Raw genomic sequence first — 18697 nt, 5'->3', positions numbered from 1 at the left:
AGATCGCTTTCCGATCTTCTTTCGTGACCTGCCGATGTGCGGCCAATGCGGTCAGCTCCCAAACACTGCGGCCATTACGCGCTCGAATTCGACGGCGATGAATTCCGGCAACACCCCATCCTCGGCGAGGACCCTCCGCAAGGCAGCATCGAGTTCGGTCTGTCGAATGTCGCCCGTCGTCTGACGCTCGGCCTCGCGGCGCTCGCGATACCAGTCGACGTGTTGTCGGATACGGTAATCGCTCAGCCCGGGCTGCACCCGGCCATCTGAGGGGGCTCCCCCGCCAGCAACTGCACATCCGCCCGGAAGGCTGTTATTGCTGGACTTCGCGCTCTCTCCAACTGCACAGTTTTCGTTTTCGCTGTGCGGTTCGGAAGTGGCGGACGTGCTTGATTCACTGCGTTCTGCGCACCTGTGCAGTTCGCAAGGTCCCTCCGGAGCCAGATAGCGCTCGAAGGCGTCTTTGAACTGGGCGCTCTTGTAACCGCGGACCCGGCTGTCCTCCGGCCCGATATTGCCCGGGCGGATCCCGAGGGGCCTGAGCAGTCTGGCCAAGCTGTTCTGGGTCAGAGGCTTGCCCGTCCGACCGAACTCGGCCCACGGCCGCCCTTCCAGCTCCATCAGGCGCTGAACCAAATCTGACGACCTGATTTCCGTCTGGTTGCCGGAAAAACCTACCGCCCTGATGTCCCCCAACAGCATCTCGAGCCTGGATGCCTCGTCTCCGATTTGCACCTGCGCCGCCTTGGCCGCCTCGTCGACATGGCGGGGCCACTGACCGCCTGCGACGGTGGCGATCGCTTTGAGCACCCGCCAGTTGTCGGCTGCGCGGTTGGTCACCTGTTCCGGCATCTCCGGATCCGCCGCGCCAACCGCAATAGCGTGGTCTCGTGCCCAGCGGGCGGCCCGACGCGCCAGCTGGTCCAGATGTCCGGCGCGGTCAGGACGATACGATTCGACCCGCTCGGTGGGGCGACGGCGGTTTAGCTCAATGATGATCGAGCGGTCCGCCAGCGTAGACGGCAACGTGCCGATCAACGCAATGGCGCAGGGACCGAAGGTCGCAAACTGCCTCGGCTCCAGATCATCGCCGGTCACACGCACCACAGATCCGCCCTGGCGGTGCCCTGAATTCAGGACGCCCCGCAGCTCCTGGTTTTCCGCCAGGAACGTATCGGCCTCGTCAATGAGCAGAGACGGCTTACATTTCTCGATCACCCGGAAGACCGCCGCCGGCGTGATGTTCGACGCGAGGAGCGGGCGCTGCACCAGTCGGGCCAACACATCAAGCAGTGTGGTCTTGCCGCAGCCCTTGGTTGGCGAGCTGACGCACAGTCGCGGTGACACCAGGAAGCGCTCGGCCAAGAACGTGTGCAAGACCCAGCATGCGCAGGCACGGACCGCATGTTCCGGCAACACGACGTAGCGCCGGATCTGCGCGACGATGTCGTCGAGCAAGGCGGCTCCATTTACGGCGTCGTCGCAGGGCTCGGGCTCAGGAAGTGCGATCTCGTGCCCAGAAGAGCCAGCACCGGAACCTTTGCGCTCTGCCTTCACCAATGAATCAAGTACCGGCGTGCGGACACCCAGACGCCTGGCGGCGTTCTTGCGTTCCCTGTCGTAACGCAGCGGCGGCAGGGCCGAGAGCCGAATGATCTCTGCGCCCGCGCGACCCGCACCGCCCGTCGATTGCTCCGCGCGCTGGTTGTGCTCCGCTAGCGCCCTGTCGATTTGGCGGTGTGCGTACGCGGTTGGATTCTCGCTCCGGCTCAGCAGGTGCGCCGAGATCCCGTTGCCGGGATCGATCAGCACCGTTGTGATCTCATCCCTTGTTTTTCCCTGCTCGAGCAGGGCGTGGATGACGAACCAGACCGCGCGGCTTCTGTCACCGCGGTACTTTGTGCCGCAGCCGTTTTTGATGATGTCGGCGACGTCGCGGCCGTGCGACTCACCGAAGCCCACGACTGGCTTCTGCCCTCTGGCACGCTTCGCCGCATCCAGCTCGACCACGACCTGATCGACGACGGTGTCGATATCGGCCAGTCGATCAAGCCCGGGAGAGATCTGCTCGCCGGTGACGGTTATGAAGCGTTCGCAGTCGCGATAGACCTCGACGCTCGCCCCATTGGCGATCGCAAATTTGCGATGGATTTTCGGGCCGCTGCCCTTGCCGAGGATCCTGATGCCCTCGCGGCTGGGTGTGATTTCGGCGTAGCTGCTGCAGCGATCAACCAGCCGCTGTGCGAACTGATGGAGAACGCGCGATCGGGTATCGCGGCAGTCATCGAGATCGAAGGCTGCAATGCCGCTGCCCAGCAAGGCGAAGGCGATGCCGTCCGCGCCGCCCTCGGAGTAGACCCGCATGGCGGTTTCGAGGCTGCACCATGTTGCCGGATCGTTGGAGCTGGCGCGGGAAGAGGGATAGTCGGCGCGATACGGCACCTTTGTCGGCCGCCCGCCGCGACCGGTCTCTTTACGCCAGATGAGCCAGCGGCGCTGGTTCACCAGTGGCTCGAGGCACGCCGGGATGACAATGGCGGCGGGCATGCTATCCTTAAGTACGGTTGCAAATGAAGCCAACGGCCGGGGCGGTGGCAGCCGCCCCGGCCTGATCCCGACTACAGCGGGATGTCATCATCCATGTCGTCGTGGGCGGGCTCGTCCCGGATGGGCGGGCCCGACTTCGCCGGGGCAGCGGCAAGCACACGCAGGCGCACGCCTCCCTGCTTGCCGTTGTAGGTGACATTGGGATCCACGTAGACCACAACGTCCGCGCCGATCCAGCCAGCGGGCTTGCGGCCCAGCTTCTTGATCAGTTCGTTGGTGTTGACCTTGTTCAACACCAACGGCTTGCGGAGATCCTCGAAGTAGAGGAGAAACTTGGGTTGCCTCGTTCCGTCGGCGTTTGGAAGATCCCGCATCCTCACCCTCGTGTTGGTGGTCCGGACCTTCCGGGTGCCGATATCCGCCGCTGACAGGTATTTCGAGCCGTAGATCTGGTCGAGATCGTCTTCCGTCGGCGTTTCATCGTCATCAATATCTTCGTGGAAGTCAGTCATGATTTGCTTCCTCGTGAGAGGCTTCAAGGCCGCCCATTTCGAAATCCGTGCGCAGGCCGGCGGCCTTCGCGCCGCGCGCGGAGGTCCTCATTTGGAATTCGCATTGGGCAAGCCGGCGGCCGCGCGCAGCTTGGCCTGCCAGTCAGCGACGTCGGTCAGGCACCATCCGATGGTGCCGCTCGTGAGCCGGACGGGACGGGGAAACGTGCCGGCCTTCACACCCCGCCATATCGTGGTCCTGGCAAGGCCGGTGATCCTGGTGACCTCGCGCGGTCGCAGGATGCGGTCTAGAGCTTGTTTGGACATTGGGTCGCCTCAAATCGAAATCGAGAGCGACCCATTGAATAAGCCTGCAAACGGGGCCCGTCAGGGGAAAAATTCAGCCAGAAAAGTCGCGACAAAATTCATCGCAATTTTTCCCTTGACGATTTGCCGGGCTTCAATTTCCCGAATTTCTCGTGCGCCTTTTTCACCGCCTCAGCCGTCATGCGAAACGTTTGAGCGACACTTTGATACGCTTTGGTGGCCTGTTCTATTTTTTCAGTTTCGATAACCCAGTCCACCAGGTCGGCAATTTGCTCTGCAGTGTGCTCTTGTTTGCCACGAGGATTTTTTGCAAGCCACAATTGGAGGATAAGGAAAATTATCGGAGCGTACCGCCCCTCGATCAGTTGCGGCCTGCCCAACAGGTACTCGCAATAGTCTCGCAAGAGACGCTTATTGTACGGAAGCCTATCTGCAAGTCGCTTATTCCATTCCGCGAATATTAGATCTCGTTCCGCTGCTTGTCGTGCAGAGACTGGTCGTTCGAGTCCGGCAATTGGCTCAAATTTTGTGACGAGCGATTTGCTGCGCTTGGCCATGTCACCTCCGAAGCGGCAGCACCTTGCCCTTGGTCTGCGGCTGATCAGCAATCACCCTGCGCAGGTGCTGCTCCCACGCCTCAAGCGCCATGCGCTTCTGCGGCAGCCGGTCGTACTGATCGTAGATTTCGTGGACGTCGCCGTAGGAGTGGGCCAGCACCGCAAGGCGGTCGTCTCGCGGAATCCCCAAACGTGCCAATCCGGTGGCCAGCGTGCGCCTGAGATCGTGCGGCGTCGGCCGGTCGGCCTTGAGGCTCGCCACCGCCTCATCGTCGCCGCCGGCATCGTCGAGCTCCCCGATGATGCGGCCGAGGGCCTGCGACAGGCTGTGCCGCGCCAGCCGCGCGCGCTCCGTGAATTTTGACGCAAAGACGGATTCCAGCCTGGCCTTGGGATCGGCGGCCCGCTGACGCTCCAGCTCGCCGGCGACAATTCCTCGGGCGAGCGGGGGCAGCGGTACCACGTGTGCCCTGCGCGCCTTCATGCGGGCCGCCGGAAGCTCCCAGTGCGCTGCGCCGTCATTGTTGAGACGATGGAGTTCGCGGATCTCCATGCCCGCCACTTCGCCCGGACGCTGGCCCAGCAGCAGCAGGCATTTGAGCGCGGCGACAATGCCGGGCGCGGCCTCCGCCTTCTCCAGCGCCTGCCACAGCACTCGGATCTCCGCGTCGTTCAGGTTCCGGGTTTTGCCCTTGCCCTCGCGGTGCGGTTTTTTGACCCCCAGCATCGGATTCGTGGAGAGCAGGGCGCTGTCGGCGGCCCAGCCGAACAGCTTGACCAATACTGAGCGCAGCCGGTTGGCCGAGACCGGCGCGACCTCCACGACATCGAACAGCAACCGCGCGACATCCTGGCTGGTGATCGAGGTGGCCACACGGTTTCCCCAGGCCGGCCGCGCCTTGGCGCGGAGGTAGCCCTCGTCATTCTTCCAGGAGGCTTTTTGGCGCTTGGCGTAGCGCTCGATGTAGAGGTCGGCCAGCGCATCAAAAGTCAGTTCCGCCGGCGCAGAACGCAGCGCCTCGCGGTCGTCGCGGCGTTGCTGCGCCGGGTCGGCGCCGCCGCGGACGTCGGCGCGGATGCGCTCGGCGGCGGCGCGGGCCTCGACCAGGGAGAGGGCGGGGTAGCGGCCGAGCGTGAGGCGGCGGAAGGCGGCGCCATTATGGGGCCGGTAGCGGAACGTCCAGGAGCGGACGCCGGACTTCATGACCCGGAAGCAGAGGCCCGACGTCTTGCCGTCCCACAATTCGAGGATGCCGGCCTTGGGAGGTGCGGCGGAGCGGACGCGGGCATCCGTCAGGGTTTCAGAGCTGGCCCCGCAAATTCGGACAGTAGCTTGAGTGGATTTTCTGCCTGACAGCGGCGAGGATTCTTGCTGCGAATCAGGAGCGAAGATGACGAAGAAGAGCCGCCGGACGCATTCTCCGGCATTCAAGGCGAAGGTTGCTTTGGCTGCGGTCAAAGGCGACAAGACACTGGCGGAGCTGGCGCAACTGTTTGATGTTCATCCGAACCAGATCACGATCTGGAAAAACCAGCTCCTGGAAGGCGCCGCCGGCGTGTTTGGGCATGACAAGACATCGGCCGAGACGCCGGTCGATTTGAAGGCGTTACATGCCAAGATCGGCGAGCTGGCGTTGGAAAACGATTTTTTGTCCGGCGCGCTCACCAAGGCGGGCCTGCTGAGCGCAAAGCGATGATCGACCGCGGTCATGATCTTTCTATCGTGCGCCAGGCGAAGGTCCTGAAGCTGGCTCGCAGCACGGTCTACTATGAACCTCGGCCAGTTTCGGCCGAGGACCTTGCCTTGATGCGTCGGCTCGATGAGCTGCATCTCGATTATCCCTTCGCGGGAGCGCGTATGCTGCGATCGTTGCTGCGGCGGGAGGGCGTATACGCCGGTCGCCGCCACATCGCGACGCTGATGAAGCGCATGCGGATCGAGGCGGTCTATCGTCGCCCGAACACGAGCAAGCCGGCTCCGGGTCACAAGATCTACCCGTACCTGTTGCGCGGATTGAAGATCGAGCGGCCCGACCATGCGTGGGCAATGGACATCACCTACATTCCGATGCGGCGTGGCTTCGTCTATCTCGCGGCGGTCGTCGATGTGTTCAGCCGACGGGTCCTGGCCCATCGCGTCTCGATCACAATGGAGGCGGCCTTCTGCGTCGAAGCGGTCCAGGAGGCGTTGGCGAAGCACGGCAGGCCCGAGATTTTCAACACGGATCAGGGCAGCCAGTTCACCAGCCTCGAGTTCACCGATGTGCTGCTGGACGCGAAGATCGCCATCAGCATGGACGGCAAGGGCGCCTGGCGCGACAACGTGTTTGTCGAGCGGCTCTGGCGCACGGTCAAATACGAAGAAGTTTATCTCCGCGCCTACGACAGCGTGTCCGAGGCGCGAGCGTCAATTGCCAAGTATCTGGCCTTCTACAATCAGGGACGCCCTCACTCGAGCCTTGACGGGCGCACGCCCGACGAGGCTTACTTCGGCACGCAAGCTATGGTGATGGCCGCATGACCGTCGCCGACGGTTTTGTCGTCGCTCTGGTCGGGCTACGCCCTCCCGACGCAACGACAAAACCGTAAAGCCCCGCGTTCAGCATAACCCGGCAGGAATCCACTTAAATCCAGCGGGGCGCTGTCCAAACAACCGGGGCCAGCTCTAAGGTACTTCGCGGACGCGTACCCCACGGCCATGCCTATACTCGCACCGTCCTGATTGACGGGGCCGGTCGAGCGATATCCGAACACTGGAACATCGACGGCGCCGGACACGCGTGGTCAGGCGGCAGCCCCGCCGGGTCCTACACTGATCCGCAAGGACCGGATGCGACGAGGGAAATGCTGCGCTTCTTCCTCGAGCATTCGCTCGGTGGATAGTCTGGCTTATTCTCAGACTGACGCCGCTGAGCATGGGCCAGGAAGATCGCCAGTTAGACGTTTGTTGGTTGGAGTTGCTACCCAAGATCATCGTCGACCTCGTAGAACGTGCGATTGATGCGGGACTCCAACGATGCACGGGTTTGGAACGCTACGTCACAAAGCCTGTTGTCCTTTCAGAAGTGACCGTTTTGGTCGCCCCCCCCATTTTCGTGGAGCGTCAGATGAGCAAACGCAAACCGGCGACAGCGCCAAAGCGCGCCCGCAATCCGAAAATGGCCGCGCGGGCCCAACGGAACAAGCAGGCCATTGTTAGAAGCCCGAAAGAGAATTTACTTCACTCTGCTGCGGCAGTCTCGGTCGAACCGCCTCCCGAGCTTCATGATGATCCTAAACACGAGGTTTCTATCATTGAGCCTCGGATGGATACCTTACCAGGTGACCTCAGTCAGAGAATGACGGATAGCGATCCAACGAACGGCTTTGCTTTAGCGACGGCAAACATGCAGGCGTATCAAGCGAAGCTTCTTGAGATAGCCGGGGCCAACGCGCAATTTGCTTTTGAATTCGGCCTGAGACTTGCGACGATCAGGTCACCAACTGAATTTTTCGGCGTCATTACGGAATTTACAAGCAGACGGGTCGATATGTTCGCGCAGCATTCGAAAGAACTGGCGGCATATCCGTTCTGGCGCATCAAGCCGCCCCGAGAGCTCACGGCTCTGCCGGGACGATAACTGCAAGCCGTACCCGCTGCGGCAAAGCTTGTCGTTCTGATCCTCGGCGGCGACAAGGCGCTGCCCCAGGAACGCCGGCCTCTCCATCGTCGCGCAATGACCGCGCGCTGCGCATCATGTTCCCGATGATCTCGGAGGTCGCCGAATTCACAGGAGGCCCGCCGGTTCACGCTGGCGGGCCTTGGTGACTAAACCCGGCAAGGTGTATCGTTCCAAAGGGGCGGGCGGAGCTTGATTCGTCATGCTGGAAGCCATTCTCCTATTGCTGGGAATTGGGGCCGCAGCTCTCCTGCTGATCGCGTTTTGGGGACTGCATCGCCACGTATAGGCACAAAAAAAGCTCGGAGGCGTATCTGGCGGATCAGAAGCTCGCATGCCCGCCGCGTTTGGGGGCTACCTTCAGCTGCAAGCCCATAGCCGTGAGTACCCCCAGGACGGTAGAAAAATTCGGAAGCTGTTCGTTGCCGAAAGCACGATAAATGCTCGTACGCTGCAGCTCGGCCTTTTTCGAGATTTCTGAAATGTTGAAATCTTTGGGGGCCTGTCCGATCGCCCTGGAGATTGTGTGAGGTTCGGCCGAGGCGAATGCTTGGTTCAGCTCATCGGCGAGCTGCGAAGGTGTGACTGGTCGGTAGGTCTTCGTCACTCGAGCCTCCCAACGCACAAGGCCGGCTCAAAGAGCCGGCCTTGTTCGTTTGCATAATGCTAATCAGTACCTCGCGACGAGAGGGCCGCCGAACCGATAGTTCAGGCGCACGAGACCCATATCGACATCTTGGCTGATGCGATTAGTCTGAAATAACAACCCGGTCCCAGGGACCGTGAGGTCTCTCGTCTGATGGCCGAGGAAGATGTGATCGTACTCAACACCGACCGACCAGTTCGGCGCAAAGCCAAACTCAAGGCCGGCGCCAACTGTGGCCCCCCAGCGCGTGTCGCGACCTGAGGCTAGCAATGTGCCAGCACCGGGAGTGCCGGGAGCAGCGTAGATGTCAAACTTATCGCCGACACAGCCGCGCCACCCTTCACGTAGAGCAGAACGCTGTTCCAGGCGTAGCCCACCTGACCCGTGATGAGACCGAAGGAATCGATCCGTGACCGATTGCGGTCGCCCGTGACCAGAGCGCTACCCGGGAACAGGAGGCTGATGTTGTCGCCGGAGAAGTCGGCCCAGTTGCCCTGGCCTTCAAGACCGAACACCCAACTTGCTGACTGCCAGCGATAGCCGACCTGACCACCGATCGTGCCGCCAGTCGCGTTGTGACAGCCTTCACCGACGAGGGTGCCGGTAACTGGCGTGACAAAGTCCCAGCAGCTGTGCGCGGAGCCGCCGCCACCGTTGATACCAATGTAGAAGCCGCTCCAGTCGTAGATGGCGGCGACCATCGGCGCCGGGGCCTTGGTGTACGGCCGGGCGGCCAGATCCGCCGCACTGGCGGGAGCCGCCAGAGCGAGAGCCAATGTTCCGGCCGCAGCCGCAAGAACCTTCTTCATGCGAGTATCTCCCCAGAGTAACGAGTTCAATGAATTGGCGCGTTCGCCCACCTGCCTGACAAAGAGTAAGTCGATGGTTGATAATTGCTGTAGCCCGCGTGCCACACTCGTTGCCAAAGGTTGGCCGAAATTCTCACCGTTTACAGATGGTTGAGTGGAACTAAACGCACGTTAGCGTGCGTATGATGTCGAGAGTGCCAAGAGTATCCGGGCCCGTGGAATATGTGAGACCACATTGCCTTGCGCAGACTCGGCGGCAGTCTGGCGCAAATCTTCGCCGCCGAGCGCGAGAACGTCGAATGCGTAGAGCTGCACCTCGTTGTCGTGCCAGCGCGAATGCTGCGCGTTGAAGTCGGACACGCCGTCGACGCCGTGCACCACAGCCCCGCCGTCGATGACGAATTGCTGCTCGCGGTTCTTCAACGCGGCTTGGACGATCCAGAAGAAGCGCGTGGTCCGGTCGTGGCCGTTGCGGGTGAATAGCCGGGCGGTCTTGCCGTTGCGCTCGACGCGCAAGCGGTAGGCGTCATCTTTGATTTCAGTCGGGGCCATCAGGCACCGCCTTGGCGGCGGTGGCCAGGCAGAACTCGAACGCGCGGTGCATGCGAACGGGATAGTCACGCGGCTGCGAATATGCGAATCTCGCTAGCGTTTCAGCATCGGAATTCGTCAGTGAGGAACCGATGACAATTGCATTGCCGTACCTTGGAATTGCGCTCTGCTGCTCGATCGCGCTCTGGTTGGTGAGCCAGGTGCTGTAGGGTGTGGAACATCGCGACAGCGGCAGCGACGCTACTTGTGGCGTTTGCTGCAACTCGCGCATATGCCGCTGACATAGGTTATCTGGCTCCCCCCGGAGTCGCTGCAAACGAGTTTCCCTCACCGCAGCGCCCTGTCGCACGGATTGTCAGCCCACGCCGCGCCTCCGAAGAGCACCGCGACGCTCTCAATGAGGCCGGCCAGATCGCACGTGTTCTTGAACTGAAACCTGGCATGACAGTCGGCGACATTGGTGCGGGCAGTGGCTACCACACGGTTAGACTCTCGTACCTCGTCGCACCCGCCGGCTCTGTCGTTGCACAGGACGTCACGCGGGATTACCTCATAGAACTCGCCAGGCGAACAAAACTCCTGAAGTTGACGAACGTGCAATTCGCGCTCGGCGAACCACACGACCCGCGTCTGCCCGCTTCCTCGCTGGATGCCGCAATCCTCGTGCACATGTATCACGAGATAGCCCAACCCTATGCCTTCCTCTACAATCTCGCGCCCGCCTTGAAGCAGGGTGCACGGGTCGGAATTGTCGACCTTGAGCTTCCGACGTCGAAGCATGGCACGCCAATTGAGCTCCTGCGCTGCGAATTGACCGCCGTCGGCTATCGCGAGGTCGCCACATATAAGCTCGAAGGGGACGGAGGGTACCTCGCAGTATTCTCTCCGCCGGAGGTCGCGAGTCGAAAATCTCCCCGCGACATCGTTGCTTGCAGGGATCCCGTCGGCACTCGCTGACACCGCGCCCGCCGCCCGGCCTATTCTTTTCGCGCCAGGGAGCGCGTCGCCAGCAACGACGACCTCGATCGGAAGCGGTTAGCCGAGCGCCCGACCGACGCGATTGCCCCAAAACGGCCGTTGACCCAGGACCAGCCCATCCTGTCTACTCAACCGAGTGGTGGCAGTGTGTAAGACAATGCTGACGCAAATTTACGAAGTCGCGACACCTGCGGAAGCCGAGGCGATATCGGCAATCGGCGTGGATCATGTCGGCGTGCTCGTCGGCGATGGAGCCTTCCCTCGGGAGCTTCCGGTTCAGAGGGCGTTAGCGGTTATGAAGATGATGCGGGCGCCGTCCGTAGTTTCCGCGCTGTTCCTTTCGGCGGATGTCGCTCTTATCGAACGGATGGCGAGAGAGCTTGATCCGCCCATTGTTCATCTTGGCGCATCAAGCGAATTGCTTACGCCTGATCTTGTCGTGGCGCTGCGAAAGTCCCTGCCGAAGACCAAATTCATGCGCAGCGTACCTGTCACGGGACCTGAGGCAGTAGGCGTGGCGCAAGCTTATGATGGGGTTGTCGATTGGATCCTGCTCGACAGTCATCGGACAGGTGATGCGCAAATCGGCGCGCAAGGGGTGACGCACGACTGGAGCATCAGTCGAACGATCGTGGAGAGTGTTCGCACCCCAGTCATACTTGCTGGTGGCCTCGGACCAGACAATGTCAAGGAAGCTATTCGGTCGGTGCGACCTGCCGGCGTTGATTCGAAAACAAGAACGGATCGAGAGGGCACTCACTCAAAAGACCTGAGGAAGGTAGAAGCCTTCTATCGCGCTGCGACGAGCGGTTAGATCGCACCTCTCTTCTTGGCCCATCGCGTCAGATCTGACCCGGAACACCAATCGCAATGCGCCCAATGCGCCAACGCCCACCTTCCTCGCGGCAAACGCGGGCTCTGCGTCTGGCACGTTTTTAGCTTGTTTTGGTGCGGGGCTGGCGCGGCAGCTCCCCGCTCGACGGCCTAGACCACCAGACAGGGGCGGGGAGCTTGCCGAGGTTGCTTTCAATCTTCCCGCCAACCGAGGCGGCCTTACGGGGTTACCAATTGTTGCTCCAAGCACCTGTCTGCGACGCTGTCTAATTCTCAAATTACGAAATACTCTTGAAACAATGAGTCGCCATAGTCACCGGTATTTTTGAGGAACTTTGCCACCACTCTGTTTCATTTCGATCGGTCTCTTTGCGAGGCGCAACCATGGATTTGAGAACAAATAGGATTGAAGTCGGCGCGCGTTTTAAGCTCAGCGAAATCGGAAAAATTCGTTGCCCAGACCTGGCTGACAAGGTTGGCGTCGTCGTCGCCCTAGGCCAACGTACAACCGGCATCACCGTTCTGTTCGATGGTGCCCAACGACCAACCGTTTTGCATAGGGATTACATCAGACCCAGCTCTGATGAGGATTAACGGATCGCTCCGTTCCGGCACTCGGGCCATCCTGATGAGGTACCCAAAAGGGGTCGTCAGGATAGCCGGCGCGTCTTGATTCGCTTCCTGGACAGTCGCAAACTGCCCGCAGGGGCTCGTTACGCAGTTCTTCTACTTTCCCTGCTTCAGTTAGTTTGCAATCTCCACCAGGTCACCTCAGACGGGGGGCGCGACTCATGGAAATATTCCGTGCTGAGAAGATTTGCGTTGTCGAGGACAACTCAACCAGAACGTGCCGCATCTGCGGCAAGAAAATGAAGCTTGTCCGAGCGGTGGTGGACTCTGAGAGCGGAGCCATCACTCGAATGTTCGAATGCGGCTGCGGCAAGCGCGTCTGGGACGACTGAGGCGCGCGACCGGTAGTGGCTGATGACGCATTGCCGCCGGCTGATGCGGTAGAGTGGTACAGGGCGGTTTTCGCGTCCTTTTAGTTCCCCAAGCTTCGCGGAGCGAAAGTTTGGAGCGGAGTTCTCTCCTATGCTCAGTCCTAGCTTTCCAACGTTCTTGTAGGCGTCCACTCTCCAGACGTCGTTCCACCTACCTCAAATACCCCACCACCATCCTCGTCGTCTCGTCCACCAGCGTCCGCACCGTCTTCTCCGACAGCATCTCGGCGTGGTTCAGCACCGTGTTGTGCGCGACCGCCTCGATGGCGCTGACGCAAATGAAGGTGGCAAGGACCGGGTCGATCTTGCGCATCTCGTTGCGGCGGCTTTCGAGATAGGCGCGGACGAGGGTGTGGACCTCGCGGTTGAAGGCCTCGACGTCCTTGAGCTGGCCGGTGCGCGGGATCTGCTCGGCGAGCACCCGATGGAGTTTCGGATCGATGCGGTGGGCCTCGATCGCGACGCTCACGAGTTTTCGCACCGCCTTCTCGATCGGCATGTCGGCGACCTCGGTCAGCGCTGAGCGGACGATGCCCATGATCTCCTCGTTGTGGCGGTCGATCACGGCGGCGACGAGGGCCTCCTTGCCCGGAAAATACTGGTAGAGCGAGCCGACGCTGACGCCGGCGACTTCGGCGATCCGGTTGGTGCTCGCCTTCTCAAAACCTTCGCGGACCAGAATGCGAGCGGTTGCCTCGACCAGTGCGTCGACGGTGGCGCGGGACCTCTTCTGGGAGGCGTTTTTCCGGGGTTTTGTCGGTGGTTTGCGCGCCATGGGCCAGCGGTCCGAATGCGAGTAGGAAAAGCGAGTGAATGCTCGCATTATATCCGCAAGTGGCGACGGGTCGGCAAGCGTCTTTGCCGCCGCGTCGGGAGAGCCCGGAGGGGAGGTGGCCAATGAGCGTTGCGAAGATCGTGTCGGCGTTGCAGTTTTGCCCTGGCGGCCGCGCGCTAGATGCGCCGCCGCAGCGCGATCCCGCGCCGAGCTTGCAGAGCCGTTGCTTCAACGTGCTGCTCAGGCTGCTTCCGTTCAAGAAGCAGCTCGCATCCGCCGAGGCGGTGCAGGCGCATGTGCACAAGCGCGCCTTGCAGCCGGCCTCGCATGAGCCGACGGGGCTCGTCCGCGGTGTCGAGGTGACGCTGACCAGGATGGGCGGATGGCCGGTCTATTACACCGCGCCGTCTTCCGGCCATGAGGGCTGCAACTACGTCATGTTCCTGCATGGCGGTGGCTTCATCAACGAGATCGTGCCGGCGCATTGGCGGCTCATTGGTCAGATGACGCGCGAGGCGCGCGTCGTTTGCGTCGTGCCGATCTATCCGCTCGCGCCGCGCGTCACCGCGAAGGACGTCGTGCCGGCGACGGCCGAGCTGTTGCGGATGCTGCTGGAAGATGCCGGGCCTGCAAAGGTCACGGTGGTCGGCAATTCGGCCGGCGCGGGCCTGGCGCTCGCCGCCTGCCAGTGGCTGCGTGATCGCGGACATCGGCAGCCGAACCTGATGGTGCTGATCTCGCCCGCCGCGGATGCGTCGGTCAGCCGTCCGGAGCAGGTCGAGATCGCGGCGCGCGATCCGATGCAGGACATTCCGGGGATACTCGAGGCGGGGCGCCTCTATGCCGGCGAGCTCGATGTCGGCCATCCCTTCGTCAGCCCGCTCAACGGCGCGTTCCGTTCGCTGCCGCCAATGACGATCTTCGCAGGGACTCGCGATCTGCTCTACCCCGACAGCGTCGATCTTGCGGAGCGGGCGAGGGCGGTGGCTGTGCCGGTCGAGCTGCATCTGCTCCGCAACCAGCCGCACAATTATGCGCTGATGCCGACGCCGGAGGGGCGAAAGGCGCGTGCGATCATCTTGCGTGCGATTGCTTGAGGGAAGAGCGTGACGATTGTCACAAAGCGCGCCGCCGCGATGGGTCTGGCGCCAGCGGTGCCCGCGCGGAGGAGAAAGGCGGCCCCCGGGGCGTTTCCTCAGTCGTCTTGATATCAGTAGTTTTGCGGGGCCTTAGGCGTGGCCCTTGATCTCGTAGTGACCCGGCACGCATTTGTAGCGCTCGAGGCGCCAGTTGGCGTGATAGATCGGATGCTCGCCCATCCACTTCGCCAAGGGTGCCTGTGCGCCGATTGCACACTGCATCATCGACATTTCGGGCGTCATGTTGCTGTCGGTCACGATTTCCTCGACGCAAGCGCCCGAGGCAGATGCACCAAGCCGGCAGAGCACGGCAACGACGGTCACGAACATTCCTGTCACCTCATCGGTAGTTTCTGACCACGAAGAGGATGCAAGCGGAGTGCCAGAGCCTGTGACACAAACAACACGCTGACCTGGCCGACTCGACCCAGCGTCCACCCCCATTTGATGATTCGGATTGTAAAAAAATGCCCCTAACCCGAAGCCGGACAAATACGGGAACCGGAGGGGGTGATCACAGGAATGTTGGATTCTGCGGGGCTGCGCCGCGCGGGCGGCCCTTCACAGGGCTTGCACAGCCAATAGGCTTCGAAGCGGGCGGATACTCGTCAAAAGAGCGGGACCGCCACAAGGGTTATGGAAACGCGAGGGCAGAACATGAAGGTACGTCCGACCGGCGTGATCCCGCCGATGACGACGCCGTTCCGGAAAGACGGCGAGATCGACTTTGGGCTCGTGGCGCCCCAGGTCGACTGGATGATCGGCGCCGGCGCACACGGCGTCGCCGCCGGCGGTTCGACCGGCGAGGGGCGCACGCTCGATCACGAGGAATATCGCGACCTGATGGCCGCGACGGTCGAGGCGGGAAGGGGCGCATTCCCGTGATCGCCGGCATCCTCGTGGATTCCACGCGCGATGCGATCCGCCGCGGCAAGCTGGTTCGCGACATGAATGTCGCCGCGCTCCAGGTCACGCCGGTGCACTATTTGTTCGAGCCGGACGAGGAGGCGCTCGGTGCGTTGAACGGGCCGTGCGTCGAAGCGGCCGAATAGTCCGTCCGCCGAAATAACGATGGCGAAGATAGCAGCGCCGATCCGCTTTTACCTGCGGATGCGGCGCTGTTACATTTTGCGCGCGCTGCGATGAGCGGCGCTAAAGCGCGATGAGATTGGGATGAATCGTCATCGCGCTTTAGGTTATTGTTTGAGCATGATCTCTTCGGAAAACCGCTTCACACTTTGCGCTAACGCGGCCCTCCGGGTCCGGATCATGCTCTGAAGAAACATACCGACAAGGGAGGGGCCGAAAGTCCCATGAAGGATTTTGCAGGAAAGATCGCGGTCATCACCGGCGGCGGCACGGGAATGGGACGCGAGCTCGCGCGACAACTCGTGGCCGAAGGCTGCAATGTCGCGATGTGCGACGTCTCGGAGGCCGCAATGGCCGAGACCAGGCGGCTCTGCGAGGTCGAGAAGCTGCCGCAGGGCCTGCGCGTCACGACGCATGTCGCCGATGTCGCGATCGAGGATCACCTGAAGCGCTTTCGCGACGAACTCGCCGAGCAGCAGAAGACCGACAAGATTCATCTGCTGTTCAACAATGCCGGCATCGGCGGCGGCGGCAGCCTGTTCACCAACACGCGCGAGCAGTGGGAGCGCACCTTCAACATCTGCTGGGGCGGGGTCTATCTCGGCGTGCGCACCTTCCTGCCGATGCTGGTGGCGGCGGACGAGGCCCACATCGTCAACACCGCGAGCGTCAACGGCTTCTGGGCCTCGATCGGCATGGGACAGGCGCACACCGCCTACAGCTCCGCCAAGTTTGCGGTGAAGGGATTTACCGAAGCGCTGATCAACGACCTGCGCCTGCATGCCCCGCACGTCAAATGCTCGGTGGTGATGCCCGGCCATATCGGCACCTCGATCGTCTCCAATTCGCGCAAGGTGCAGAGCACGGACGGGTCGGAGCGGCTCAACGCCGACGAGGTCGCGCTGACCCGCAAGCGCATGGTCGCGGCCGGCGTGCCGGATGCCGACAAGATGTCGGACGAGGACATCCAGGCGGCGTTCGCCGAGCGCGCCCGCAGCTTCCTGGAGGATGCTCCGACGACGGCTGCGCAGGCCGCGAAGATCATCCTCGACGGGGTCAAGGCGGAGCGTTGGCGCATCCTCGTGGGCGAGGACGCCAAACGCCTCGACGAGCGCGTGCGCGCGACGCCCGAGCAGGCCTATGACCGCGCCTTCTACGAGAGCTTTACGCAGGAGGTCGGCTGGCGGCTCGGCTGAGTCTACTTCGCTGTTGCGACCAGCGAGGCGCGGATATAGGTATGATGATCATCATGGCAAGAGGTGCGCAGGTCATTTGACGTGCCAGCTCTTGCCAATATTCGCGGCCTCATGACGAATTGGAATGTCACGCATGCGGCGCGGCGCATCGTTCAATCATCGTTCAAGCGATGGTGATCTCAAACACCTGTAATGGCGCGCACGGCGGCTTGGTTGGCGAACCAAAATAGTTTAGTGAATCAGGGGTAACGCGATGATAGAGCGTAGCTCCGATGATACCCGCATGCCTCTCCGACGACTGGTCCCTTTGCCCGGAGAGAGAGGACATCTCCGCTGAATTCACGCGGCTCCTGACCGCAGCCCAGGAGGGCGGCGCCACGATCGCGGAATGCCTGATGATCGCGCGGCAGCTCAAGCGCGGCGACGAGCAATCCTGGCACCGCGAGTGGAAGCGGCTTGCGCAGGCCAACCGGCACCGCGCCGAGGCTGCGTTCGCGGAGGGCCACATGGCGACCGCGCAGCGCAACTGGTTGCGGGCGTTGAACTACTACGGTGCAGCGGCAATGCCGCTCGATCAGGCCGATGAGCGGCGCTGGGTTGCGGTGCTGGCGATGCAGGAATGCGCCCGCCGCTACCTGACGGCGCGCGCACCGGCCGGCGAGGTCGTGACCATTCCCTGGGTCGACGATCCTTCGTTGCAGGGCTACTTCCTGCCCGCGGCGTCGGCGAGGGGACGGGCGCCGACCGTGATCTGCATCGGCGAGCCGGGACACCGCAAGGAGGAATTCCTGTTCAAGCTCGCACCGCATGCGCGCGAGCGCGGACTGTCGATGCTCGCGCTGGACCTTCTCGGCGACCAGCGCGACGATTATACCGATACGCTCCTGCAGCGCCGCGATCTCGAGAGCTCGATCGCGAGCGTCATGGATTATCTGGAAACGCGCGGCGACGTCGATTTCGATCGCGTCGCCATCGTGGCGGACGGGTGGGGATCCTCATTCGTGGCGCGCGCGGTGTTGCAGGAGCCGCGGCTCGCCGCCGCCGTCTGCGATGGCGGCCTGTGGGATCTGCACGAACGATCGTTCTTCGCCAGCCGCTTCGCGATGAGCGACCTCAGCATCGTCCCGGTGCCGCATGCGCCGCTGATGGCCTCCAGCGTCGACTGTCCCGTGCTGATCACGCTCGGCGAGGATGGCTGGCTCAAGGCCGACCGGGCGCGTCAGATCGTCCAGAAATCCCGGCTCGGCAGCTCCGATATCGTGCTGAAGGTGTTTACCGCGGCGGAGACCGGCGCAGCGCAGGCCCATGCGGACAATCCGAGTCTCGCCAACGAATACATCTTCGACTGGCTGGAATCGCGGCTCGGCGCCGCCGGTCGGCGGAGCTGAGCGCGGCCTCGCGTCTCAGAAGTCGAGCGATATCCTGACGCAGGCCTTTTCGAGCCGGTTCTTGAGCGTCGCGAGCTTGGTGGTGAATTCCGTCAGCTCGTTCTCGTCGAACTCCTGGAAGACGAACTCGCGAATCGTCTTGTACTGCTCGTTGAGGCTCGCGATGTGCTTCTGGGTCTTGTCGACCAGTGACAGCCGCACGACCCGGGCGTCGGTCGGCGAGGGCCGCCGGCGGAGCAGGCCCTTCTTCTCGAGCAGCTTGGACTGGGTGGTGACGAACGAGGGATCGACGTGGAGCAACTTGGAGACCACGTTGACCGGTACGCCGTCGTCCTTGTCGAGGTCGGAGATCGCCATCAGGATCAGCCATTGCGGGCCGCTGATGCCGAGCGTCCTCGCCCAGAACTGACGCAGCTCCTCTAGATACATGTTGATCGACGATATCTCCCAGGTGAAGCGCCTGATGAGATCCAGGTTGCCGATGGGGCGCAGGCGCGCTCCTTCTTTCCTCGTCGCGGACACAGCGTCACTCCCGTGAACTGATTCTTCAGGCCAGTGTTCGTGGAAGGCCATAGTCCACGCAAGCCTGCTCTGACGCAAGTGCAGAGCAGGGTAATTTTGTCACTAAAATTACAAAGATGAGCAGGTCAGCATATTTGGTCCGCCCGGGTGTGGCGCCCGGGGCACAGGTTTAGTGAAACTACAAAGC

The 18697-nt window shown here is 62.1% G+C and carries 18 protein-coding genes and 3 pseudogenes; 9 read left to right on the top strand and 12 right to left on the bottom strand.

From position 1 onward, the window contains the following. Positions 1-51 precede the first annotated feature (51 nt). The 5 genes from ACFLEY_RS26670 to ACFLEY_RS26650 all read right to left on the bottom strand — a co-directional run bounded on the left by ACFLEY_RS26670 (position 52) and on the right by ACFLEY_RS26650 (position 5165). The gene (locus tag ACFLEY_RS26670; protein WP_211434022.1) at positions 52-2547 is read right to left on the bottom strand and encodes a DUF3631 domain-containing protein; all 2496 of its coding nucleotides are present in this window, start codon (positions 2545-2547) and stop codon (positions 52-54) included. Positions 2548-2618: 71 nt separating this feature from the next. Next, entirely contained in the window at positions 2619-3059 is a 441-nt protein-coding gene (locus tag ACFLEY_RS26665; RefSeq protein ID WP_211434021.1) for a hypothetical protein, read from the bottom strand. A gap of 87 nt (positions 3060-3146) precedes the next feature. Further along, positions 3147-3365: an AlpA family transcriptional regulator gene (locus ACFLEY_RS26660; RefSeq protein WP_211434020.1), complete on the bottom strand. Its 219-nt coding sequence runs from the start codon at positions 3363-3365 to the stop codon at positions 3147-3149. Positions 3366-3463: 98 nt separating this feature from the next. Then, positions 3464-3922, bottom strand: coding sequence for a hypothetical protein (locus ACFLEY_RS26655; protein WP_211434019.1), 459 nt, complete (start codon positions 3920-3922; stop codon positions 3464-3466). A gap of 1 nt (position 3923) precedes the next feature. Beyond that, entirely contained in the window at positions 3924-5165 is a 1242-nt protein-coding gene (locus tag ACFLEY_RS26650; protein ID WP_396604983.1) for a tyrosine-type recombinase/integrase, read from the bottom strand. A 148-nt stretch (positions 5166-5313) separates the two neighbouring features. Between ACFLEY_RS26650 and ACFLEY_RS26645 the strand changes: the two genes are divergently transcribed. The 3 genes and pseudogenes from ACFLEY_RS26645 to ACFLEY_RS26635 all read left to right on the top strand — a co-directional run bounded on the left by ACFLEY_RS26645 (position 5314) and on the right by ACFLEY_RS26635 (position 7542). Continuing rightward, positions 5314-6443, top strand: a protein-coding gene (locus tag ACFLEY_RS26645; protein ID WP_129557324.1) for an IS3-like element ISRj2 family transposase whose coding sequence is annotated in 2 segments (ribosomal slippage) — positions 5314-5566 and positions 5566-6443 — 1131 coding nt in all. Because the reading frame shifts where the segments join, the coding sequence is not laid out codon by codon here. Between the two features lie 146 nt (positions 6444-6589). Continuing rightward, positions 6590-6805, top strand: a pseudogene (locus ACFLEY_RS26640) (esterase); the annotation flags it as partial. Between the two features lie 32 nt (positions 6806-6837). Continuing rightward, positions 6838-7542 (top strand): phasin family protein, encoded by a 705-nt coding sequence (locus tag ACFLEY_RS26635; protein ID WP_249163618.1) that lies wholly within the window; start codon positions 6838-6840, stop codon positions 7540-7542. 361 nt (positions 7543-7903) lie between these two features. Here the strand turns inward: ACFLEY_RS26635 and ACFLEY_RS26630 are convergent, their stop codons facing one another. The 4 genes and pseudogenes from ACFLEY_RS26630 to ACFLEY_RS26615 form a co-directional block, all read right to left on the bottom strand. After that, the gene (locus ACFLEY_RS26630; protein ID WP_396604247.1) at positions 7904-8188 is read right to left on the bottom strand and encodes an addiction module antidote protein; all 285 of its coding nucleotides are present in this window, start codon (positions 8186-8188) and stop codon (positions 7904-7906) included. Between the two features lie 63 nt (positions 8189-8251). Next, positions 8252-9036: pseudogene (locus ACFLEY_RS26625) on the bottom strand (outer membrane protein). 171 nt (positions 9037-9207) lie between these two features. Continuing rightward, positions 9208-9588 carry a hypothetical protein gene (locus ACFLEY_RS26620; protein ID WP_249162791.1) on the bottom strand — a complete coding sequence of 127 codons (381 nt, stop codon included), beginning with the start codon at positions 9586-9588 and terminating at the stop codon, positions 9208-9210. Next, positions 9575-9859: a hypothetical protein gene (locus tag ACFLEY_RS26615; protein WP_236842070.1), complete on the bottom strand. Its 285-nt coding sequence runs from the start codon at positions 9857-9859 to the stop codon at positions 9575-9577. The genes ACFLEY_RS26620 and ACFLEY_RS26615 overlap by 14 nt, the downstream gene beginning before the upstream one ends. On the opposite strand from ACFLEY_RS26615, the gene ACFLEY_RS26610 reads away from it, so the two are divergent. After that, positions 9799-10545: a class I SAM-dependent methyltransferase gene (locus ACFLEY_RS26610; protein WP_060912462.1), complete on the top strand. Its 747-nt coding sequence runs from the start codon at positions 9799-9801 to the stop codon at positions 10543-10545. The genes ACFLEY_RS26615 and ACFLEY_RS26610 overlap by 61 nt on opposite strands. Positions 10546-10723: 178 nt before the next feature. Further along, entirely contained in the window at positions 10724-11380 is a 657-nt protein-coding gene (locus ACFLEY_RS26605; protein WP_063824330.1) for a phosphoribosylanthranilate isomerase, read from the top strand. Between the two features lie 1172 nt (positions 11381-12552). Here the strand turns inward: ACFLEY_RS26605 and ACFLEY_RS26600 are convergent. Next, entirely contained in the window at positions 12553-13176 is a 624-nt protein-coding gene (locus tag ACFLEY_RS26600) for a TetR/AcrR family transcriptional regulator (protein ID WP_396604246.1), read from the bottom strand. 122 nt (positions 13177-13298) lie between these two features. Between ACFLEY_RS26600 and ACFLEY_RS26595 the strand changes: the two genes are divergently transcribed. After that, complete coding sequence (locus ACFLEY_RS26595) at positions 13299-14273, top strand: alpha/beta fold hydrolase (RefSeq protein ID WP_060912460.1); 975 nt, start codon at positions 13299-13301, stop codon at positions 14271-14273. Between the two features lie 132 nt (positions 14274-14405). Here ACFLEY_RS26595 and ACFLEY_RS26590 read toward each other — a convergent pair whose 3' ends face one another. Further along, a complete protein-coding gene (locus tag ACFLEY_RS26590) occupies positions 14406-14645 on the bottom strand; it encodes a hypothetical protein (protein ID WP_027547402.1) in 240 nt (79 codons plus the stop codon). Positions 14646-14972: 327 nt separating this feature from the next. Here ACFLEY_RS26590 and ACFLEY_RS26585 point away from each other — a divergent pair. The 3 genes and pseudogenes from ACFLEY_RS26585 to ACFLEY_RS26575 all read left to right on the top strand — a co-directional run. Beyond that, positions 14973-15334: pseudogene (locus ACFLEY_RS26585) on the top strand (dihydrodipicolinate synthase family protein); the annotation flags it as partial. 294 nt (positions 15335-15628) lie between these two features. Then, positions 15629-16600 carry an SDR family NAD(P)-dependent oxidoreductase gene (locus ACFLEY_RS26580; protein ID WP_060912459.1) on the top strand — a complete coding sequence of 324 codons (972 nt, stop codon included), beginning with the start codon at positions 15629-15631 and terminating at the stop codon, positions 16598-16600. 272 nt (positions 16601-16872) lie between these two features. Continuing rightward, a complete protein-coding gene (locus tag ACFLEY_RS26575; protein ID WP_060912458.1) occupies positions 16873-17988 on the top strand; it encodes a S9 family peptidase in 1116 nt (371 codons plus the stop codon). Positions 17989-18003: 15 nt separating this feature from the next. Here the strand turns inward: ACFLEY_RS26575 and ACFLEY_RS26570 are convergent, their stop codons facing one another. Beyond that, the gene (locus tag ACFLEY_RS26570) at positions 18004-18510 is read right to left on the bottom strand and encodes a MarR family winged helix-turn-helix transcriptional regulator (RefSeq protein WP_028171658.1); all 507 of its coding nucleotides are present in this window, start codon (positions 18508-18510) and stop codon (positions 18004-18006) included. Positions 18511-18697 lie beyond the last annotated feature (187 nt).

The sequence above is a fragment of the Bradyrhizobium sp. YCK136 genome (assembly GCF_044570075.1).
GTDB lineage: Bacteria > Pseudomonadota > Alphaproteobacteria > Rhizobiales > Xanthobacteraceae > Bradyrhizobium > Bradyrhizobium diazoefficiens.
Note: the sequence above shows the minus strand (reverse complement) of the source record. Positions and strands in the feature narration are given on the sequence as shown.

Bases quoted from the DNA above. Each gene is read 5' to 3' on its own strand.
- ACFLEY_RS26670 (WP_211434022.1), bottom strand. From the start codon at position 2,547: ATGCCCGCCGCCATTGTCATCCCGGCGTGCCTCGAGCCACTGGTGAAC.
- ACFLEY_RS26665 (WP_211434021.1), bottom strand. From the start codon at position 3,059: ATGACTGACTTCCACGAAGATATTGATGACGATGAAACGCCGACGGAA.
- ACFLEY_RS26660 (WP_211434020.1), bottom strand. From the start codon at position 3,365: ATGTCCAAACAAGCTCTAGACCGCATCCTGCGACCGCGCGAGGTCACC.
- ACFLEY_RS26655 (WP_211434019.1), bottom strand. From the start codon at position 3,922: ATGGCCAAGCGCAGCAAATCGCTCGTCACAAAATTTGAGCCAATTGCC.
- ACFLEY_RS26635 (WP_249163618.1), top strand. From the start codon at position 6,838: ATGGGCCAGGAAGATCGCCAGTTAGACGTTTGTTGGTTGGAGTTGCTA.
- ACFLEY_RS26620 (WP_249162791.1), bottom strand. From the start codon at position 9,588: ATGGCCCCGACTGAAATCAAAGATGACGCCTACCGCTTGCGCGTCGAG.
- ACFLEY_RS26615 (WP_236842070.1), bottom strand. From the start codon at position 9,859: ATGCGCGAGTTGCAGCAAACGCCACAAGTAGCGTCGCTGCCGCTGTCG.
- ACFLEY_RS26605 (WP_063824330.1), top strand. From the start codon at position 10,724: ATGCTGACGCAAATTTACGAAGTCGCGACACCTGCGGAAGCCGAGGCG.
- ACFLEY_RS26600 (WP_396604246.1), bottom strand. From the start codon at position 13,176: ATGGCGCGCAAACCACCGACAAAACCCCGGAAAAACGCCTCCCAGAAG.
- ACFLEY_RS26595 (WP_060912460.1), top strand. From the start codon at position 13,299: ATGAGCGTTGCGAAGATCGTGTCGGCGTTGCAGTTTTGCCCTGGCGGC.
- ACFLEY_RS26590 (WP_027547402.1), bottom strand. From the start codon at position 14,645: ATGTTCGTGACCGTCGTTGCCGTGCTCTGCCGGCTTGGTGCATCTGCC.
- ACFLEY_RS26580 (WP_060912459.1), top strand. From the start codon at position 15,629: ATGAAGGATTTTGCAGGAAAGATCGCGGTCATCACCGGCGGCGGCACG.
- ACFLEY_RS26575 (WP_060912458.1), top strand. From the start codon at position 16,873: ATGATACCCGCATGCCTCTCCGACGACTGGTCCCTTTGCCCGGAGAGA.